14 protein-coding genes are annotated in these 14,135 nt (G+C 60.0%); 13 read left to right on the forward strand and 1 reads right to left on the reverse strand.

Annotated elements, in window-relative coordinates; all coding sequences use genetic code 11:
- The first annotated feature begins 18 nt into the window (after nucleotides 1-18).
- The 12 genes from curA (at nucleotide 19) to AC1RTB_RS25150 (ending at nucleotide 11,229) form a co-directional block, all read left to right on the forward strand.
- Nucleotides 19-1,056, forward strand: coding sequence for an NADPH-dependent curcumin/dihydrocurcumin reductase (gene curA / locus AC1RTB_RS25095; protein ID WP_492879084.1), 1,038 nt, complete (start codon nucleotides 19-21; stop codon nucleotides 1,054-1,056).
- A 323-nt stretch (nucleotides 1,057-1,379) separates the two neighbouring features.
- The gene (locus tag AC1RTB_RS25100; RefSeq protein WP_492879082.1) at nucleotides 1,380-2,252 is read left to right on the forward strand and encodes a MipA/OmpV family protein; all 873 of its coding nucleotides are present in this window, start codon (nucleotides 1,380-1,382) and stop codon (nucleotides 2,250-2,252) included.
- A 119-nt stretch (nucleotides 2,253-2,371) separates the two neighbouring features.
- Nucleotides 2,372-3,028 (forward strand): response regulator, encoded by a 657-nt coding sequence (locus tag AC1RTB_RS25105; protein WP_492879080.1) that lies wholly within the window; start codon nucleotides 2,372-2,374, stop codon nucleotides 3,026-3,028.
- Complete coding sequence (locus tag AC1RTB_RS25110; RefSeq protein ID WP_492879078.1) at nucleotides 3,025-4,410, forward strand: sensor histidine kinase; 1,386 nt, start codon at nucleotides 3,025-3,027, stop codon at nucleotides 4,408-4,410. The genes AC1RTB_RS25105 and AC1RTB_RS25110 overlap by 4 nt, the downstream gene beginning before the upstream one ends.
- Before the next feature lie 109 nt (nucleotides 4,411-4,519).
- On the forward strand, nucleotides 4,520-5,203 hold the full coding sequence (locus tag AC1RTB_RS25115) for an MtnX-like HAD-IB family phosphatase (protein WP_492879076.1): 684 nt from the start codon (nucleotides 4,520-4,522) through the stop codon (nucleotides 5,201-5,203).
- Between the two features lie 20 nt (nucleotides 5,204-5,223).
- The gene (locus AC1RTB_RS25120) at nucleotides 5,224-6,645 is read left to right on the forward strand and encodes an aspartate aminotransferase family protein (protein ID WP_492879074.1); all 1,422 of its coding nucleotides are present in this window, start codon (nucleotides 5,224-5,226) and stop codon (nucleotides 6,643-6,645) included.
- A gap of 4 nt (nucleotides 6,646-6,649) precedes the next feature.
- Nucleotides 6,650-7,603: an arginase family protein gene (locus AC1RTB_RS25125; RefSeq protein ID WP_492879072.1), complete on the forward strand. Its 954-nt coding sequence runs from the start codon at nucleotides 6,650-6,652 to the stop codon at nucleotides 7,601-7,603.
- Nucleotides 7,600-7,956, forward strand: a complete 357-nt coding sequence (locus AC1RTB_RS25130) for a DMT family transporter (protein WP_492879070.1) — start codon at nucleotides 7,600-7,602, stop codon at nucleotides 7,954-7,956. The genes AC1RTB_RS25125 and AC1RTB_RS25130 overlap by 4 nt, the downstream gene beginning before the upstream one ends.
- Nucleotides 7,953-8,828: a fatty acid desaturase family protein gene (locus AC1RTB_RS25135; RefSeq protein WP_492879068.1), complete on the forward strand. Its 876-nt coding sequence runs from the start codon at nucleotides 7,953-7,955 to the stop codon at nucleotides 8,826-8,828. Before AC1RTB_RS25130 ends, AC1RTB_RS25135 begins: the two co-directional genes overlap by 4 nt.
- On the forward strand, nucleotides 8,815-9,633 hold the full coding sequence (locus AC1RTB_RS25140; RefSeq protein ID WP_492879066.1) for an alpha/beta hydrolase: 819 nt from the start codon (nucleotides 8,815-8,817) through the stop codon (nucleotides 9,631-9,633). The genes AC1RTB_RS25135 and AC1RTB_RS25140 overlap by 14 nt, the downstream gene beginning before the upstream one ends.
- Nucleotides 9,614-10,792: a peptidogalycan biosysnthesis protein gene (locus AC1RTB_RS25145; RefSeq protein ID WP_492879064.1), complete on the forward strand. Its 1,179-nt coding sequence runs from the start codon at nucleotides 9,614-9,616 to the stop codon at nucleotides 10,790-10,792. The genes AC1RTB_RS25140 and AC1RTB_RS25145 overlap by 20 nt, the downstream gene beginning before the upstream one ends.
- Nucleotides 10,789-11,229: an EamA family transporter gene (locus tag AC1RTB_RS25150; RefSeq protein WP_492879062.1), complete on the forward strand. Its 441-nt coding sequence runs from the start codon at nucleotides 10,789-10,791 to the stop codon at nucleotides 11,227-11,229. The genes AC1RTB_RS25145 and AC1RTB_RS25150 overlap by 4 nt, the downstream gene beginning before the upstream one ends.
- Nucleotides 11,230-11,268: 39 nt before the next feature.
- Here the strand turns inward: AC1RTB_RS25150 and AC1RTB_RS25155 are convergent, their stop codons facing one another.
- Nucleotides 11,269-12,207, reverse strand: coding sequence for a LysR family transcriptional regulator (locus tag AC1RTB_RS25155; protein WP_492879591.1), 939 nt, complete (start codon nucleotides 12,205-12,207; stop codon nucleotides 11,269-11,271).
- Between the two features lie 103 nt (nucleotides 12,208-12,310).
- Here AC1RTB_RS25155 and AC1RTB_RS25160 point away from each other — a divergent pair, with 103 nt between their 5' ends.
- On the forward strand, nucleotides 12,311-14,101 hold the full coding sequence (locus tag AC1RTB_RS25160; protein ID WP_492879060.1) for an adenine deaminase: 1,791 nt from the start codon (nucleotides 12,311-12,313) through the stop codon (nucleotides 14,099-14,101).
- The last annotated feature ends 34 nt before the right edge of the window (nucleotides 14,102-14,135 follow it).

A 14,135-nucleotide genomic window follows, 5' to 3' on the forward strand; every position in this document is an offset into this window, starting at 1 on the left:
ACAAACAGGAAGAACATCATGGCACAGACCGACACGAAGAACCGCCGCTTCTTGCTCGCCGAACGTCCCAAGGGAGAGCCGACCGAAAACACCCTGAAGCTGGTGTCGGAGGATGTGCCTGAACCGCAGGATGGCCAGATGCTGCTGCGCACCGAGTTCCTGTCGCTGGATCCCTATATGCGCGGCCGCATGAGCGATGCTCCGTCCTACGCCGCCTCAGTCGAGATCGGCGGCGTCATGGTCGGGGGCACCGTCGCCCAGGTCGTTGCATCGAAACTGAAAGGTTTCAACAAAGGCGACTGGGTGCTCAGCTTCAATGGCTGGCAGGACTATGCGCTGTCGGATGGCACTGGCGTCGTGCCTTTGGGGCGTGCGCCCAAGCATCCCTCATGGGCGCTCGGCATCATGGGAATGCCCGGGTTCACCGCCTGGGCCGGGCTCAAGCAGATCGGGGCACCCAAGAAGGGCGAAACGATCGCGGTCGCCGCAGCGACCGGTCCAGTTGGGGCCACTGTGGGTCAGATCGGCAAGCTTTTGGGCTGCCGTGTTGTCGGCATTGCCGGTGGTGCTGAAAAATGCACCTACGCTGTGGAAACGCTTGGATTTGACGCCTGTATCGACCACAAATCCGAGGATTTTGCCCGACAATTGAAAGCCGCAGCACCCGAAGGCATCGACGTCTATTTCGAAAATGTCGGTGGCAAGGTCTTCGACGCGGTGCTGCCATTGCTCAACAGAGGCGCGCGCATTCCTCTCTGCGGTCTTGTCTCGCAGTATAATGCCACAAGCCTGCCCGACGGTCCGGATCGGATGAACTGGCTGCTGGGCCAGCTTCTGCGCAAGCAGATCACCATTCGCGGCTTCATCATCTTCAACGATTTCGGCCACCTCTATCCCGAGTTCGCCAAGGAGATGGGAGCCTGGGTCGAAGACGGAAAGATTCTCTATCGCGAAGAAATCATCGACGGGCTCGAACAGGCCCCGCAGGCGTTTATCGGCCTGCTGAGGGGCGAGAATTTCGGCAAACGCGTCATTCGCGTGGGCAATACGAAGTAACCAGGGCTAAGAGCCGCAGCACAGCCGCGTCGGGCCGGGAATGGCGACAACTCGACGTAAGTGCGTTATACTTACAATTCCGTATGTTTCTGGCAAGGCAACCGTCAAGTTCTTGTGCCAAGTCAGTCTTCAGTTCGGGCGCCTGTCGCGAACGAAATTCTGATGGCGGTGCTGCCGTTTTTGCATGCGCTGATTATGGCATTCAGTTACCGAAAAGAACGAGTATGTTTCCGTCATTGAAATAATGCTCGATACCGCTCAACGAGACAGCCCCGATGTTAGCCATCTATTGCAGCCGAAGGCGCGGAAAACAAACATCCAGCATGCAACAACCGGCTCACGGATCGCGGGCGGTTCCCTCCGGTATTCGCCTTTCGACCTTTGCAAAAGGGGCGCTTTGCAGCCTGTTGCTGACCGCTCCGGCTCTGGCCCAGAGCAACACCAGCGACGCGCCCACAATCGGCGCCGCAACGCCTGCGACCGGGTGGATCGTGACACTTGGCGGCGGTGCCGAATATGGTCCGTCTTATGAAGGCGCCAGGCGCGACGGTTTCAGTTTCGTTCCCTCTTTCGACATTCGCCGTGTCGGCGAGCCGGCAGGTCTCAGCGCCCCCGACGACAATATCGACTTCTCGCTGGTCGAGCTGGGCGGCATCGAGCTGGGTCCGGTTGCCGGCATTCGCGGCAATCGCTCGCCATCCGACGACCCCGCCCTTGCGGGAACGCATGACATCAGCTGGAGCGTCGACGCCGGTGCTTTCGCGCAATACTGGCCGGTCGCCGACCGGTTCCGGCTGCGCGTCGAAGCGCGACAAGGCCTGCGCGCGAGCGACGGATTTGTCGCTGACTTCGGCGCCGATGTGTTTCAGCCCCTCGGCCCCAAGCTCGTTCTGTCGGCAGGTCCACGCGTATCGCTGGCCGATACGAATTACATGCGAAACAGCTTCGGCATATCACCGTTGGAAGCCAGCAGCGGAAGCCTGGCGCCATTTGATCCCAGCGGCGGCTTCAAATCTGTCGGCCTGGTGTTTGGCGCAACCTACCAACTCACCGACAATATGAGCGTGCAGGTCTACGACAAGTTCGACCGCCTGGTTGGCGATGCCGCTGATAGTCCTGTCGTCACCTCCACGGGTTCGCCCAACCAGAATTCGCTAGGCTTCATCTTCACGCGGTCGTTCCAGATCGGCTTCTGAGCAGCCTGTGGCCTGAAAATTTGTCGGTCTGCCCGCAAAAAAACCGAGATGCCGTTCATTGTGGGGCATGACGGCGGTGCTTTGCGCCAATGCACTTCAAAAGAAAGGTAAGGCAAGCCATGCGCCTGCTGCTGGTCGAGGATGATGTCATCCTCGGGTCTTCGCTGAAGAAGGCTTTGGAAAAACACGCTTATGGCATCGATTGGGTGCAGGATGGCGAGGCGGCCATAGCTGCGCTTGAAGATTTGAGCTTCGACATTGTCGTGCTCGACGTGAACCTGCCGAAAATCAGCGGGATAGAGGTTGTCCGTTCGGCGCGGCGGAGCAAAAACACCGTTCCAATCCTGCTTCTGACGGCCCTCGATACACCGCTTCAAAAGGTCGAAGGGCTCGACAGCGGCGCCGACGACTATCTGGCGAAGCCGTTCGATCTCGATGAATTGCTGGCGCGGCTGCGCGCGCTGACGCGGCGGCGGGACGGGCGCACCGACATCATTCTCAAAAGCGGTGCCATATCGATAGACCCGGCTGCCATGGTAGTGCGTGGCGCCGATGGCCAGATCACGATGACGGCCAAGGAGTTCCAGCTGCTCAAGCTGCTTATGGAGCGGGCGGGCAAATACGTCACCAAGAGCAACATCGAATATGCGCTTTACAGCGCCGACACCACTGTCGAAAGCAACACGACCGAAGTGATCATCTACAATCTGCGCAAGAAGCTCGGCGCCGATTTCATCCGATCCATCCGGGGCGTTGGATATATGGTCGAGCCATGACCCGTTCGACGCTGACCTGGAAGCTCTTCTTCCGGATAACACCGACGATCCTCGTCGCCATCGCCATCATCGGCGCGTTCGCGTTTCACAGTGCGACACGCGAAATCAACAACATCTATGATGCCCAGCTGATCAACGATGCGAATGTGCTTTGGACGTTGCTGGAGCGGCGGATAGAGAACCCTGACCATCAGAAGCCCAAGCAGATCAGCGACATAGATCTGGCAATGGGCAATCAGCTGGCGATGAACGAGGACGCCGACGACTACGCCGAAGCCCACATGTTCCGCACGTGGAAGGACGGTCAGATCCTCATTTTTTCCAGCACGGCCTTCCCGGCGAGCGTTCCCGTGCAACGGGCGGGCTTCTCCGACATGACCTACGAAAAAGAGGCATGGCGCGTCTATTCCCTTCCAATCCCGAATGCCGGCATCATCGTGGAGGTGGGGGAGAAACGGGCGCTGCGCGATACGCTTGTATTGAACATCATGCTCAACCTGTTCTTTCCATTGCTTATTCTCGTCCCGGTCATCGCCTTGCTCATATGGTACGGCATCAACAATGGCTTGAGTTCCATCCACGGGCTCGTGCGCCAGATACGCAGCCGCTCGCCGGAAGATCTTTCCGTCATCCCGATCGACACCTTGCCGCGTGACCTGTCCCCACTGGGCAGATCGCTCAACCAGCTTTTGAACAAGCTCGACCATTCGCTGACGGCGGAGCGGCGTTTCGCCGATCATGCGGCGCATCAATTGCGAACACCGCATGCCGGACTGAAGCTGTTGCTGCAGATGCTGCGCAATGCCGACTCAGAGCCGGAGCGGCAAGCAATTCTCGGCGACCTGGTTGCCAGCAATGACAAGGCGATGCATCTGATCGAGCAGATGCTTCGCGCCGCGCGCATCAGCCATCAGCCGATCCAGCTGAAAGCGGTCAATCTCTACAACGTTACCGCTTCGGTCATCGCCGAGTTGGGAGCGATCATCACGCTCAAGCGACACGACGTCTCGCTTGAGGGCGATGAACAGGCGGAGGTCAAGGCCGATGAACCGCTGCTTCGTCTGCTGATCGGCAATCTGATCGACAATGCGATCAAATACACGCCCGAAGGGGGCAAGATCAGGGTTTCGATTTCCCCTGACGAGCACGATTGGACGCTTTCCATCAGCGACAGCGGACCCGGCATCCCCGCGCAGCACCACGAGGCCGTGTTCCAGCGCTTCTACCGCGTGAATACGCCTGAAGCGGAAGGGGCGGGGCTTGGGCTGGCCATCGTTTCGGATATCGTCGAGCGCCTCACCGCAAGCATCGCCTTGAATGTCCCGTCCTCCGGGGTGGGCTTGCGCGTAGATGTGACCTTGCCTGGGGCCCAGATCGCGTAGTTGATCGAAGACGCGATGTTCCGATTTCAGTTTCGCCTCATCGCCGCATAATTTTGCACTCAGCCACGGTTGCTAGAACCCCCTCGACGATTCCTCGGGGGCATTCTCCATGCATGTGTACTGCGATTTCGACGGAACCATCTCGGTCGAAGATGCGACCGACTTTGTCCTGTCCCGGCTGGCCGATCCGCAATGGGAGGCCATCGAGCGATGGTGGCAGGACGGTCAGATCGGATCGAGCGAATGCATGCGGCGCCAGATCTCCTTGATCCGGGCGACGCCGGCGGAACTTGACGATGTCCTTGACGGCATCTCCATCGACCCGTTCTTTTCCGCCTTCGTCGATTTCTGCGCCGCCCATGGCGCGCCGGTCACCATCGTCAGCGACGGCGTCGATCACTTCATCAAGCGCATCCTGAGCAAGCACGGCCTCGACCACCTGCCGATCATCGCCAACAGACTGGTTGTTGGCGGCCATGGCGGCGAGGCGACTTACGGACTGTTTTCGCCCTATGCCGACCAGCGCTGCGTGGCGACGGCCGGGGTGTGCAAATGCCGGTCGCTGACCACGCAAGGCCAGCGCATCTATGTCGGCGACGGCCGCTCCGATTTCTGTGTTTCCGACAAGCCCGAACTGGTCTTCGCCAAGGGGCAACTGGCCACCTACTGCGCGGACCGCAACATCCCATTCCTTGGCTATCGGGATTTCGGCGATGTCATCACCAGCCTGAACAGCAGCGTTCCGTACTTTCAAGACAGGGTGGCCGACGCCCCCCTCTATGCCACCGCATAAGACAGCAAACGAGAGGCTTCATGAACGTAAATCTTGCAATCAAAGAGTCTGAGTTGGTTTCCCCGCTGCCGCGCTCGGAAAGCGAACTGCGCCGGCTGGAGAGCATCTACTGCTCCCACGGCGATACGGTCCACTACGCAGCCGAACCGAGCTTCTTTGAAGCTTGCGAAGGTTCCTATCTCTACGACAGCCACGGAACGCCGTTCCTCGATCTTCAGATGTGGTATTCGGCGGTCAATTTCGGTTACCGCAATCCGCGCCTCAACGCCGCCGCGCATCGCCAGCTCGACACCTTGCCGCAAGTGGCGTCGCAATATCTGCACCGCGAGAAGGTCGAACTCGCAACACGCATCGCGCAGGATGCCGAAAAGAAGTTCGGCATGAAGGGGCGCGTGCATTTCAACGTCGGCGGGTCGCAGGCGGTTGAGGATTCGCTGAAGCTGGTGCGCAACTATACCGGCGGGAAAAGCCTGATGTTCGCCTTTGAAGGCGGCTATCACGGACGCACGCTCGGCGCGTCAGCGATCACGTCGAGCTATCGCTACCGCCGCCGCTACGGCCACTTCTCCGACCGGGCGCAGTTTGTCGAATTTCCCTATCACTTCCGTGGCCCCAAGGGGATGAGCAAGGAAGAATACGGCCATCAGTGCGTCCAGAAATTCGCCCGCCTTTTCGAGAGCGAATACAATGGCGTGTGGGACCCAAAGGCAGGCAAGGCCGAATTCGCGGCCTTCTATGTCGAGGCGATCCAGGGCACCGGCGGCTATGTCATCCCGCCGATGAACTTCTTCAAGGAATTGAAGCATGTGCTGGATCAGCACGGCATCCTTCTGGTCGTCGATGAAATCCAGATGGGCGTCTACCGCACCGGCAAGATGTGGGCGATCGAACATTTTGGCGTCAACCCCGACGTCCTGGTGTTCGGCAAGGCGATCACCAACGGCCTCAATCCGCTTTCCGGCATCTGGGCCAGGGAAGAGATGATCAATCCGGGTATCTTTCCCCCCGGCTCGACCCATTCCACCTTCGCCAGCAACCCGATGGGAACAGCGGTCGCGCTCGAAGCGCTCAAGATGCTCGAAGAAGAGGATTTCGGCGCGTCGATCATGGACAAGGGCGCCTATTTCCTCGACGGCCTCAAGCAGTTGCAGGCCCGTCACAAGGTCATCGGCGACGTCGACGGCCTGGGCCTGGCGCTTCGCCTGGAGGTTTGCCAGCAGGACGGCTTCACGCCCGACAAGGCAACATTGGACTGGATGTGCGACGAAGGCATGAAGGGCGATCTTCGCGTCGGCGCCAACAAATACGGCCTGGTGCTGGATGTCGGCGGCTACCACAAGAACGTCATCACGCTTGCGCCCAACCTGTTGATCACGCGCGAGGAAATCGATCTCGCCTTGACGTTGCTCGATCAGCTGTTCGTGCGGGCGGCATCGAGATAGACCGATGCAACTCCTTCTTCTTCATCTCGATGATGCGCTGGAGTTGCAACCGGACTTCATTCGCTCGTGCCTGAAAGCGGGCGCTCGGGAGATCCAGGCCGGAAACGATGGTCCGACGCTCCGGCTGTGGAGCAAGCAGCACGACATGGAGGCATTCCGCGCCAAGCTATCGAAGGAGATGCCGCGCGGAAGGCAGGGCGCACGCCTCTGTTTCATGGGGTCGGGAGACTTTCATCATGTAACCTCGCTTCTTCTGGAAGCGGCGCTGCAAAATGAACAAAAGCCGGCCACCGTGATTCACTTCGACAATCACCCCGACTGGGTCCATTTCAATGGCGGGGTGCATTGCGGATCGTGGATCAATCGCGCTGCGCACAACGCACAGGTCGACAAGGTCATCACCGTTGGTGTCTGCAGCAGCGATCTGCGTCTGCCGGAATGGAAAGGCGCGAACCTGTCGCTCCTGAGCCAGGGTGTGCTCGAACTCTATCCCTATGATCACGCGCCAAGCCGGGTGAAGAAGAATTATGGTTCCGGTTCGAGCCACAGCCAGGTGCCCGGCTCCATACAGTGGAACACCATCGCTGCGGCGGGCGAAGAAAATTTCGTCGAGTATCTGTTGTCGCGGATCAAAACCGACAACGTTTACCTGACGATCGACAAGGATGTTCTGGTTCGTGACCATGCCGTCACGAACTGGGACCAGGGCAGCATGCGGCTGCCTTATCTGCTGTCGTTGATCGCCGCCATCAGCCAGCATCATCGCATCATCGGCGCCGACGTTATCGGCGACTATTCGGTTCCGACCCATGCCGGCGGCGCGTGGACGGTTGTTTCCAAATATTTGGAAACCCTGATCGACCAGCCTCGCCGGTCGCCTGATCCACAGAGCACAACGAGCATCAACAGCGCCGTCAATCACCGGCTGCTTGAAGCCCTGTCGGAGGCGATGCAATGAGCGGCGTGCTGACCATGCCGATGCTGGCGCTTATCTGTTTTTGCGTTCTCACCGAGATGGGGCGCGAGGTTTGCTTCAAGCAGGCGGCGAACGGCGCTGCCTCCTTCGCGCAGACACTGCTCAAGCCGATAACGTGGGCCGGCATGGCGTTCTGGCTGGTGGAATTGCTGGGATGGATGGTCGTGCTCGAACACGTCCCGCTGTCCATCGCGTTTCCGCTCATGGCGTTCAGCTATGTCGCCATGGTGATCGCTGGCGCGGTCTTCTTCAAAGAAAACATCAACGTCCGTCATGCCGCCGGCGTGTGCCTGATCACGGCCGGCGTCGTCTGTGTGGGAGCGACAGGACTATGAAACTCTTTGCGCATACGAGACGGGATGCCGTGCCTGTTCTGGCCGCCTTCGCCCATCTTCTTTTCAATGCCTATCTCATTGTCGGCTTCTCAAGCCGGCCGCTGTGGCTCTCGGCGTTGCTGGGATGCGTCTACGCGGTTTCCATCTCGTGGAACATCAACAGCATCTCCCACAACTTCATTCACACGCCCTACTTTGCGGCGCGGCCGCTGAACTATGCCTTCTCCCTGCTGGAGTCGATCACGATCGGCTTTTCGCAAAGCTACTATCACTGGATTCACATGCGCCACCACTCAGGCAACAGCGACAGGCCCAACGCCTCCGGCGAGACGACCGACCTTTTGTCGATCTACCGCTATGGCAAAAACGGCGAGCCGGAAAATGTCTGGAGCTATACGTTTTTGAGCTTCTTTCGCGACGATCTCGGCGACATCCACAATGCCATCGCACGGACTAGGCCGTTCGATGCGAAATGGGGGCGCTTCGAGCTTTGCGCCTTTATCGGAACGGTCGCGGTCGCGCTCGCTTATGACTGGCGCGCCGTGCTTTTCCTCGTTCCGTTCTATTATCTCGGCAACTGCCTGTCGTCGCTCAACGGCTATTACGAACATTTCCACGGCGACCCGGAAACGCCGATTGCCTGGGGCGTCAGCAGCCACAACCGCTTCTACAACTGGCTGTGGTTCGGCAACGGCTATCACGCCGAACATCACTATCGCCCGCGCACCCACTGGACGAAGCTGCGGGATTTTCACGAGCAGATCAAGAACGAACAAGATGAGGCAGGCGTGCATGTCATCAGCACCTGTCACGCTCTCGGTTTCATGGCCAAGGAGAACCAGGACCTGGAGGATCTGAATGCAACTCGCTGATCCGCTCGAGTTTTTCATCCAGGGCACCAACGGCAAGGGCATCGTGCTCATCCATGGCATGACCGGCGCGCCGGCGGAGATGCGTCTGTTGGGACGACAGCTCAACCGCCGGGGCTACACTGTCTATGCGCCGCTCCTGGCCGGACACGGCAGGGGTGTTCAGGCGCTGTGCGCCACGTCATGGCAGGATTGGCTTGCAACCGTGCACCGGGCAGTCGGACAAATGTCGGAATGCACCGACGAAGTTTTCGCCGCGGGCATCTGCGCCGGCGGCAAGCTGGGATTGCTCGCCGCGCACCAAAGGCCCGGTACGATCAAGGCCGCGGCGATCTACTCGCCGTGCTTTCTCTATGACGGCTGGAACGTTCCAGCCTACCATTCCATGCTGTCGCGCTACATTGGCTGGCTGGCATGGGTGCCGTTCCTTGACCGGTTGAGTTTCGCTGAAACGCCGTCCCTCGGCATCAAGGACGGCCGGCTGCGCGGCATGATGGAGGCGATGTCCGCCGAAGGTGTGATCGAGCGCTTTCCCGGCAAGGGATTGGTCGAGATGAACCGGCTGGGCAGGGCGCTGAAAAAGCAGCTGCCGCATATGCGCACCCCCACGCTCATCCTGCATGCGACGGAAGATGATCTGAGCAGCCCGGTAAATGCGCGCTTCATCAGCAACCATATCGGCGCACCGAACAAGCTGGTCTGGATCGATGACAGCTATCATATGATCCATATCGATCGTCAGCACCGCCAGGTTGCCGAACATACGGCGCATTATTTCGAGGCGAATGATGCTGCAGCTCGTTTCTGACAAGGCGCCTGCCGGCCTGCTCGCCATGACACCGGCTGACGCGACGCCGCAGACATGCATCGCCACGTCGATACGCGCCATCGGCAGGGAGGCCTGGGATGCCTGTTTTCCGGGTGAGGTCGAGGGATATGACTACCTGCTGGCCGTCGAGGACGCTGGCATCGCGGGCTTTGTCTGGCGTTACGTGGCGCTTTATGAAGCCGGGCGGATGATCGCGGCGATGCCGATCTTCCTCACCGAATATCAACTCGAAACGACTGTCGGCGACGGTGCTATGCGCCGGGCCGTCCAGCTGACAAGGCGCTATTTCCCGGGCTTCCTCACCTTGAAACTTGCCTGTCTGGGATCGCCATGCACCGAAGCCGGCGTGCCCGGATTTCACCCCGGCGTGCCGGTGGAACGCAGGCCAACCTTGCTGGCGGCACTTCTGGCCGGATTTGAACGCTATGCCGACAGCCAGCGCTGTTCGTTGCGAGGCATAAAGGACTTTCCCGAAAGCCAGGGCGCGGCGCTCCAGAGCGTATTCGAAAGCCATGGCTACGCGGCAACCGCCGGCCTTCCCACCGCCTGGCTCGATGTCGATTTCTCTTCGATGGATGATTACCTGGCGCGCCTCTCGGCAGGCACGCGCAAGGACATGCGCCGGAAGCTGAAATCGTCCCAAAACATCAGGACCGAGATGCGCACGGATTTCGCCGACCTGCTGCCGCGTGTCATGACCCTTTACAACGAAACGAGAAACCGCAGCGAATGGCAGTTCGAAGAGCTGACTCCAGGCTATTTCACCGGCGTCCTCGACAACATGCCGGGCAAATCACTTTGCCTCTTCTATTATGCCGGGGAGACATTGCTGGCGGCGAACATCCTCGTGCGCAATGACAATACGCTGATCGACAAGTTCTTCTGCATGGACGCCACCGAAGGGCGCAAACACAACCTTTATTATCTGAGCTGGTTCAACAATCTGCGCTATTGCCTGGATCAGGGAATGTCTCGTTTTCAAAGCGGCCAGGCATATTACGGGGACAAGCTCAGGCTCGGCAGCCAGCTCACCGTCAACAGGATGTATTTCAAGCACCGCAACGTTGCCGTCCAATGGCTGCTGCGGCTCATCTCGCCCTTGTTTGCCGTCGAGGCCCCCAAGGGACAGTCGACATGAAAAGTGGCCGCCTCATGTGGCTGGCAATTCCCCTGCTCAACGCGCTTGCCCAGATATTCATCAAGCTGGCGGCGGGACAGGTCAGTGGCACCGGTTGGACATGGCTCCAGCAAACAGTGACATCGCCATGGATGATCGCCGCCATCGTGGTCGAGGCCGTTTGTTTTGTGATCTGGATGCAGGTGCTGACCGAGCTGGAACTCTCCAAGGCGTTTCCTCTGACGGCCTTCAGCTACATCCTCATTCTGGCGGCGAGCTGGACCTTCTTCAGCGAACCGATTTCGCCACTCCAGCTCATTGGAAGCGCCCTGATCCTCGCCGGCGTATGGTTGATCAGCACGGCGGGCGATCGCTCATTGGCGGACGCCGGCCGAAAAAGGGCGCCGGCCGCAAAGCTCACCCACTCGACCCCGTCGCGGCTTTCCACGCCACCATGAGTTGGGGCCGCCTCGGATCGCGCCTCATCTCGCCGCGTTTTATCCAACCTTCTCGACGTAATAGCGGGGAATGCGTCGACCTTCGCGTCCACGGTAGAATTCGATGCAGAATTCGACGAACGCCTTGAAGCGGCGGGAGACGTGGCGACGGCGCGAGTAGATCAGGTTGATCGCGGTTTCCGGCGACCGCCATTGCGGCAAGACCGGAACGAGGATGCCGTTCTCGCACTCGGTCTCAACGAAGAAACCGGGCAGATAGGCCAGGCCTTCACCGGCGACGGCAAAATATTTGAGCGTCCAATAGTCATTGGCGGTGCAATTGGCTGCCGGCAGGATGTCGACCTCGTTTCGCCCGTTCTGCGCCAGATACCAGGATTGCGACCGGGTCGGCTGGCGGAAGATCAACCCGCGATGCGCGCTCAGTTCGTCGGTCGTTTCAGGCGTTCCGTGGCGGGCGAGATAATCAGGGCTGGCGTAGAGGCCATAAGACGCCGTCGACAGGCGCCGGCTGATGTAGTCGACATCGGAAGGCTCGCCCCAATGGAAGATGCCGTCGAGGGCTTGTTCCGTGACATCCGAGAAGGGCTGCCTGGAGGTCAGGAAGACGACATCGAGATTGACCTGCGGATATTGCTGGCGGAAGGCATAAAGCAGTTCAGAGGTGATGGTCGTGCCGAACTCGCCGGTCGAGCCGACGCGCAGCGTGCCGGCCACCTCCTGGCGCATTTCCGCAAGCGCGGTCGCTGCGTCCTCGCAGCTTGCCTGGATCCGCCGGGCATGGCGGAGAAGCTCCGAGCCGGCATCGGTGACGTGGAGATGGTGGCCTTCCCGGACGAAGAGCTCCATGCCGAACTCGTCTTCCAGCTGCCTGATGCGATGGCTCAGCGTCGATTTGGGCAGCCGATGAAGCCGCGATGCCGCCGATATCGAGCGGGCATCTGCGACCTTCACGAAACAATCGATGACCGAGAGGTCCATATTCGTCCAATCCATTGGATGATCTGTCCAAGAAATAGCCTGGTTCGGCCAATTGTGTAAACGACGTCGGCTCGAAATACTCCCATCAACCAGGGAGGTTCGTTTGACTGATATCAGGGAATTCATACGTGCGGCGTCGGGGCGGGAAGCCAAGGCGACATTGGCCGTTCGTGGCGGCAGGCTGGTCAACGTCGTGTCCGAGGAAATCTACCAGGCCGACATCGCCGTCTACGGCAACCGCATCATCGCTGTCGGCGATATCTCCGATCATATCGGTCCCGACACCGAGATCGTCGATGCCACCGGCAAATATCTCTGCCCAGGCATGATCGACGGCCACCTTCATGTCGAATGCTCCAAACTGTCGATCACCAGCTTCGCCAAGGCCGTGGTGCCGCTCGGCACGACCTCGATCGTCACCGGGCTCGACCAGATCATCGTGGTTGGCGGTCCCACGGCGGCGCGTGAGTTCCTCGATGAAGCCAAGCAGACGCCGCTGAAGGTGTTCTGGGGCGCGCCCTGCAAGACGCCCTACACCATGCCACGTTCGACCGTCGGCCACTATTTCGGACCGGCCGACCATGCCGCGACCCATCACTGGCCGGAATGCGTCGGCATCTGGGAGACTGTGCGCGAGTTCATCCAGGAAGAAGACCCCGATGTGCTGGCTGCGCTCGAAATCGCCGAAAAGAGCCGGCTTCCGGTGCTCGGCTGCTGCCCGATGACGCGCGGCGCACGACTCAACGGCTACCAGCAGGCGCGCGTGCGCGCCGACCATGAAAGCTATTCGCCCGAGGAGATGCTGGAGAAGCTGCGCGCCGGTATGCATGTGGTGGTGCGCGAATCATCGATCTCGCACTTCCTGTCCGACAATCTGCGCATCGTCACCGAGATGGGCGTGAAGGCCCTGCGCCGCATCAGCTTCTGTACCGATGACGTTGTTGCGAGCGACATCCTCGTCCGCGGCCATCTCGACAACATGGTGCGCATGGCGATCGCGATGGGCATCTCGCCGATGGCGGCGATCCAGATGGCGACGATCAACGGCGCCGATGCGCTGAGGATCGACGAGAAGGTCGGATCGATTTCGCCCGGCCGCTCGGCGGACATTCTGATCGTCAACGATCTGCGCGAATTCCGCATCGAAGCGGTGATCGCCAACGGCGCTGTCGCGGCACGAGACGGCAAGATGGCGGTCGAGCTGTCGCCGCCGCCACGCAGCGAAGCGCTGCTGCGCTCGATCAAGGTCGCCCCGATCTCCGTGAACGACATTGCCGTTCCCTACGAGGGTGAGGGAAACACCGCGCGCGCCATGGCGATCGCAGTCACTCCCGAAAAGGTTTTCGTCCGCACAAAGCGCGAGGTGACGCTTCCGGTTCGCAATGGCCGGGTGCTCGCCGATCTCGACCAGAACATCCAGTACGTCACGGTTGTCGAGCGCTATGGCAAGACGCAGCATAGGCCGGTGGCCTTCACTTCGGGCTTCGGCCTCAAGGCAGGCGCCATGGCAAGCTCGACCGCACCCGACGACAACAACATCATCTGCGTCGGTACCAGTCCCGAAGACATGACGGTCGCCATCAACCATCTCATCGCCAACAATGGCGGGCAGGTGGTGGTGAAGGACGGAGAAATCCTCGAATTTCTCCACCTTCCCATCGGCGGCATCGTCTCCGACATCGAACCGCAGGAGATGGCCGCCATCGAAGGCAGGTTGGACGACGCGGCGCGCCGTCTCGGATGCGATCTGCCCTGGCCGTTCATGTACATGTTCGTGCTTCAGATCACGGCGATTCCCGACTACGCCATCACCGATTTGGGCGTGATCGACTGCGTCAACCTGACGGTGACGTCGCCGATCCTCGATCAGGGGAGGGCCGTGGCAGCGGAGTGAGGAACGCTGCCCGGCTTTGGCAAATCGGCCGCGT

It is taken from the genome of Aminobacter sp. GW821-FHT11F06 (assembly GCF_058808215.1).

Coding starts and splice junctions, on each gene's coding strand:
- AC1RTB_RS25140 (WP_492879066.1), top strand. CDS start 8,815: ATGCAACTCGCTGATCCGCTCGAGTTTTTCATCCAGGGCACCAACGGC.
- AC1RTB_RS25100 (WP_492879082.1), top strand. CDS start 1,380: ATGCAACAACCGGCTCACGGATCGCGGGCGGTTCCCTCCGGTATTCGC.
- AC1RTB_RS25120 (WP_492879074.1), top strand. CDS start 5,224: ATGAACGTAAATCTTGCAATCAAAGAGTCTGAGTTGGTTTCCCCGCTG.
- AC1RTB_RS25155 (WP_492879591.1), bottom strand. CDS start 12,207: ATGGACCTCTCGGTCATCGATTGTTTCGTGAAGGTCGCAGATGCCCGC.
- AC1RTB_RS25135 (WP_492879068.1), top strand. CDS start 7,953: ATGAAACTCTTTGCGCATACGAGACGGGATGCCGTGCCTGTTCTGGCC.
- AC1RTB_RS25150 (WP_492879062.1), top strand. CDS start 10,789: ATGAAAAGTGGCCGCCTCATGTGGCTGGCAATTCCCCTGCTCAACGCG.
- AC1RTB_RS25145 (WP_492879064.1), top strand. CDS start 9,614: ATGCTGCAGCTCGTTTCTGACAAGGCGCCTGCCGGCCTGCTCGCCATG.
- AC1RTB_RS25130 (WP_492879070.1), top strand. CDS start 7,600: ATGAGCGGCGTGCTGACCATGCCGATGCTGGCGCTTATCTGTTTTTGC.
- curA (WP_492879084.1), top strand. CDS start 19: ATGGCACAGACCGACACGAAGAACCGCCGCTTCTTGCTCGCCGAACGT.
- AC1RTB_RS25105 (WP_492879080.1), top strand. CDS start 2,372: ATGCGCCTGCTGCTGGTCGAGGATGATGTCATCCTCGGGTCTTCGCTG.
- AC1RTB_RS25110 (WP_492879078.1), top strand. CDS start 3,025: ATGACCCGTTCGACGCTGACCTGGAAGCTCTTCTTCCGGATAACACCG.
- AC1RTB_RS25125 (WP_492879072.1), top strand. CDS start 6,650: ATGCAACTCCTTCTTCTTCATCTCGATGATGCGCTGGAGTTGCAACCG.
- AC1RTB_RS25115 (WP_492879076.1), top strand. CDS start 4,520: ATGCATGTGTACTGCGATTTCGACGGAACCATCTCGGTCGAAGATGCG.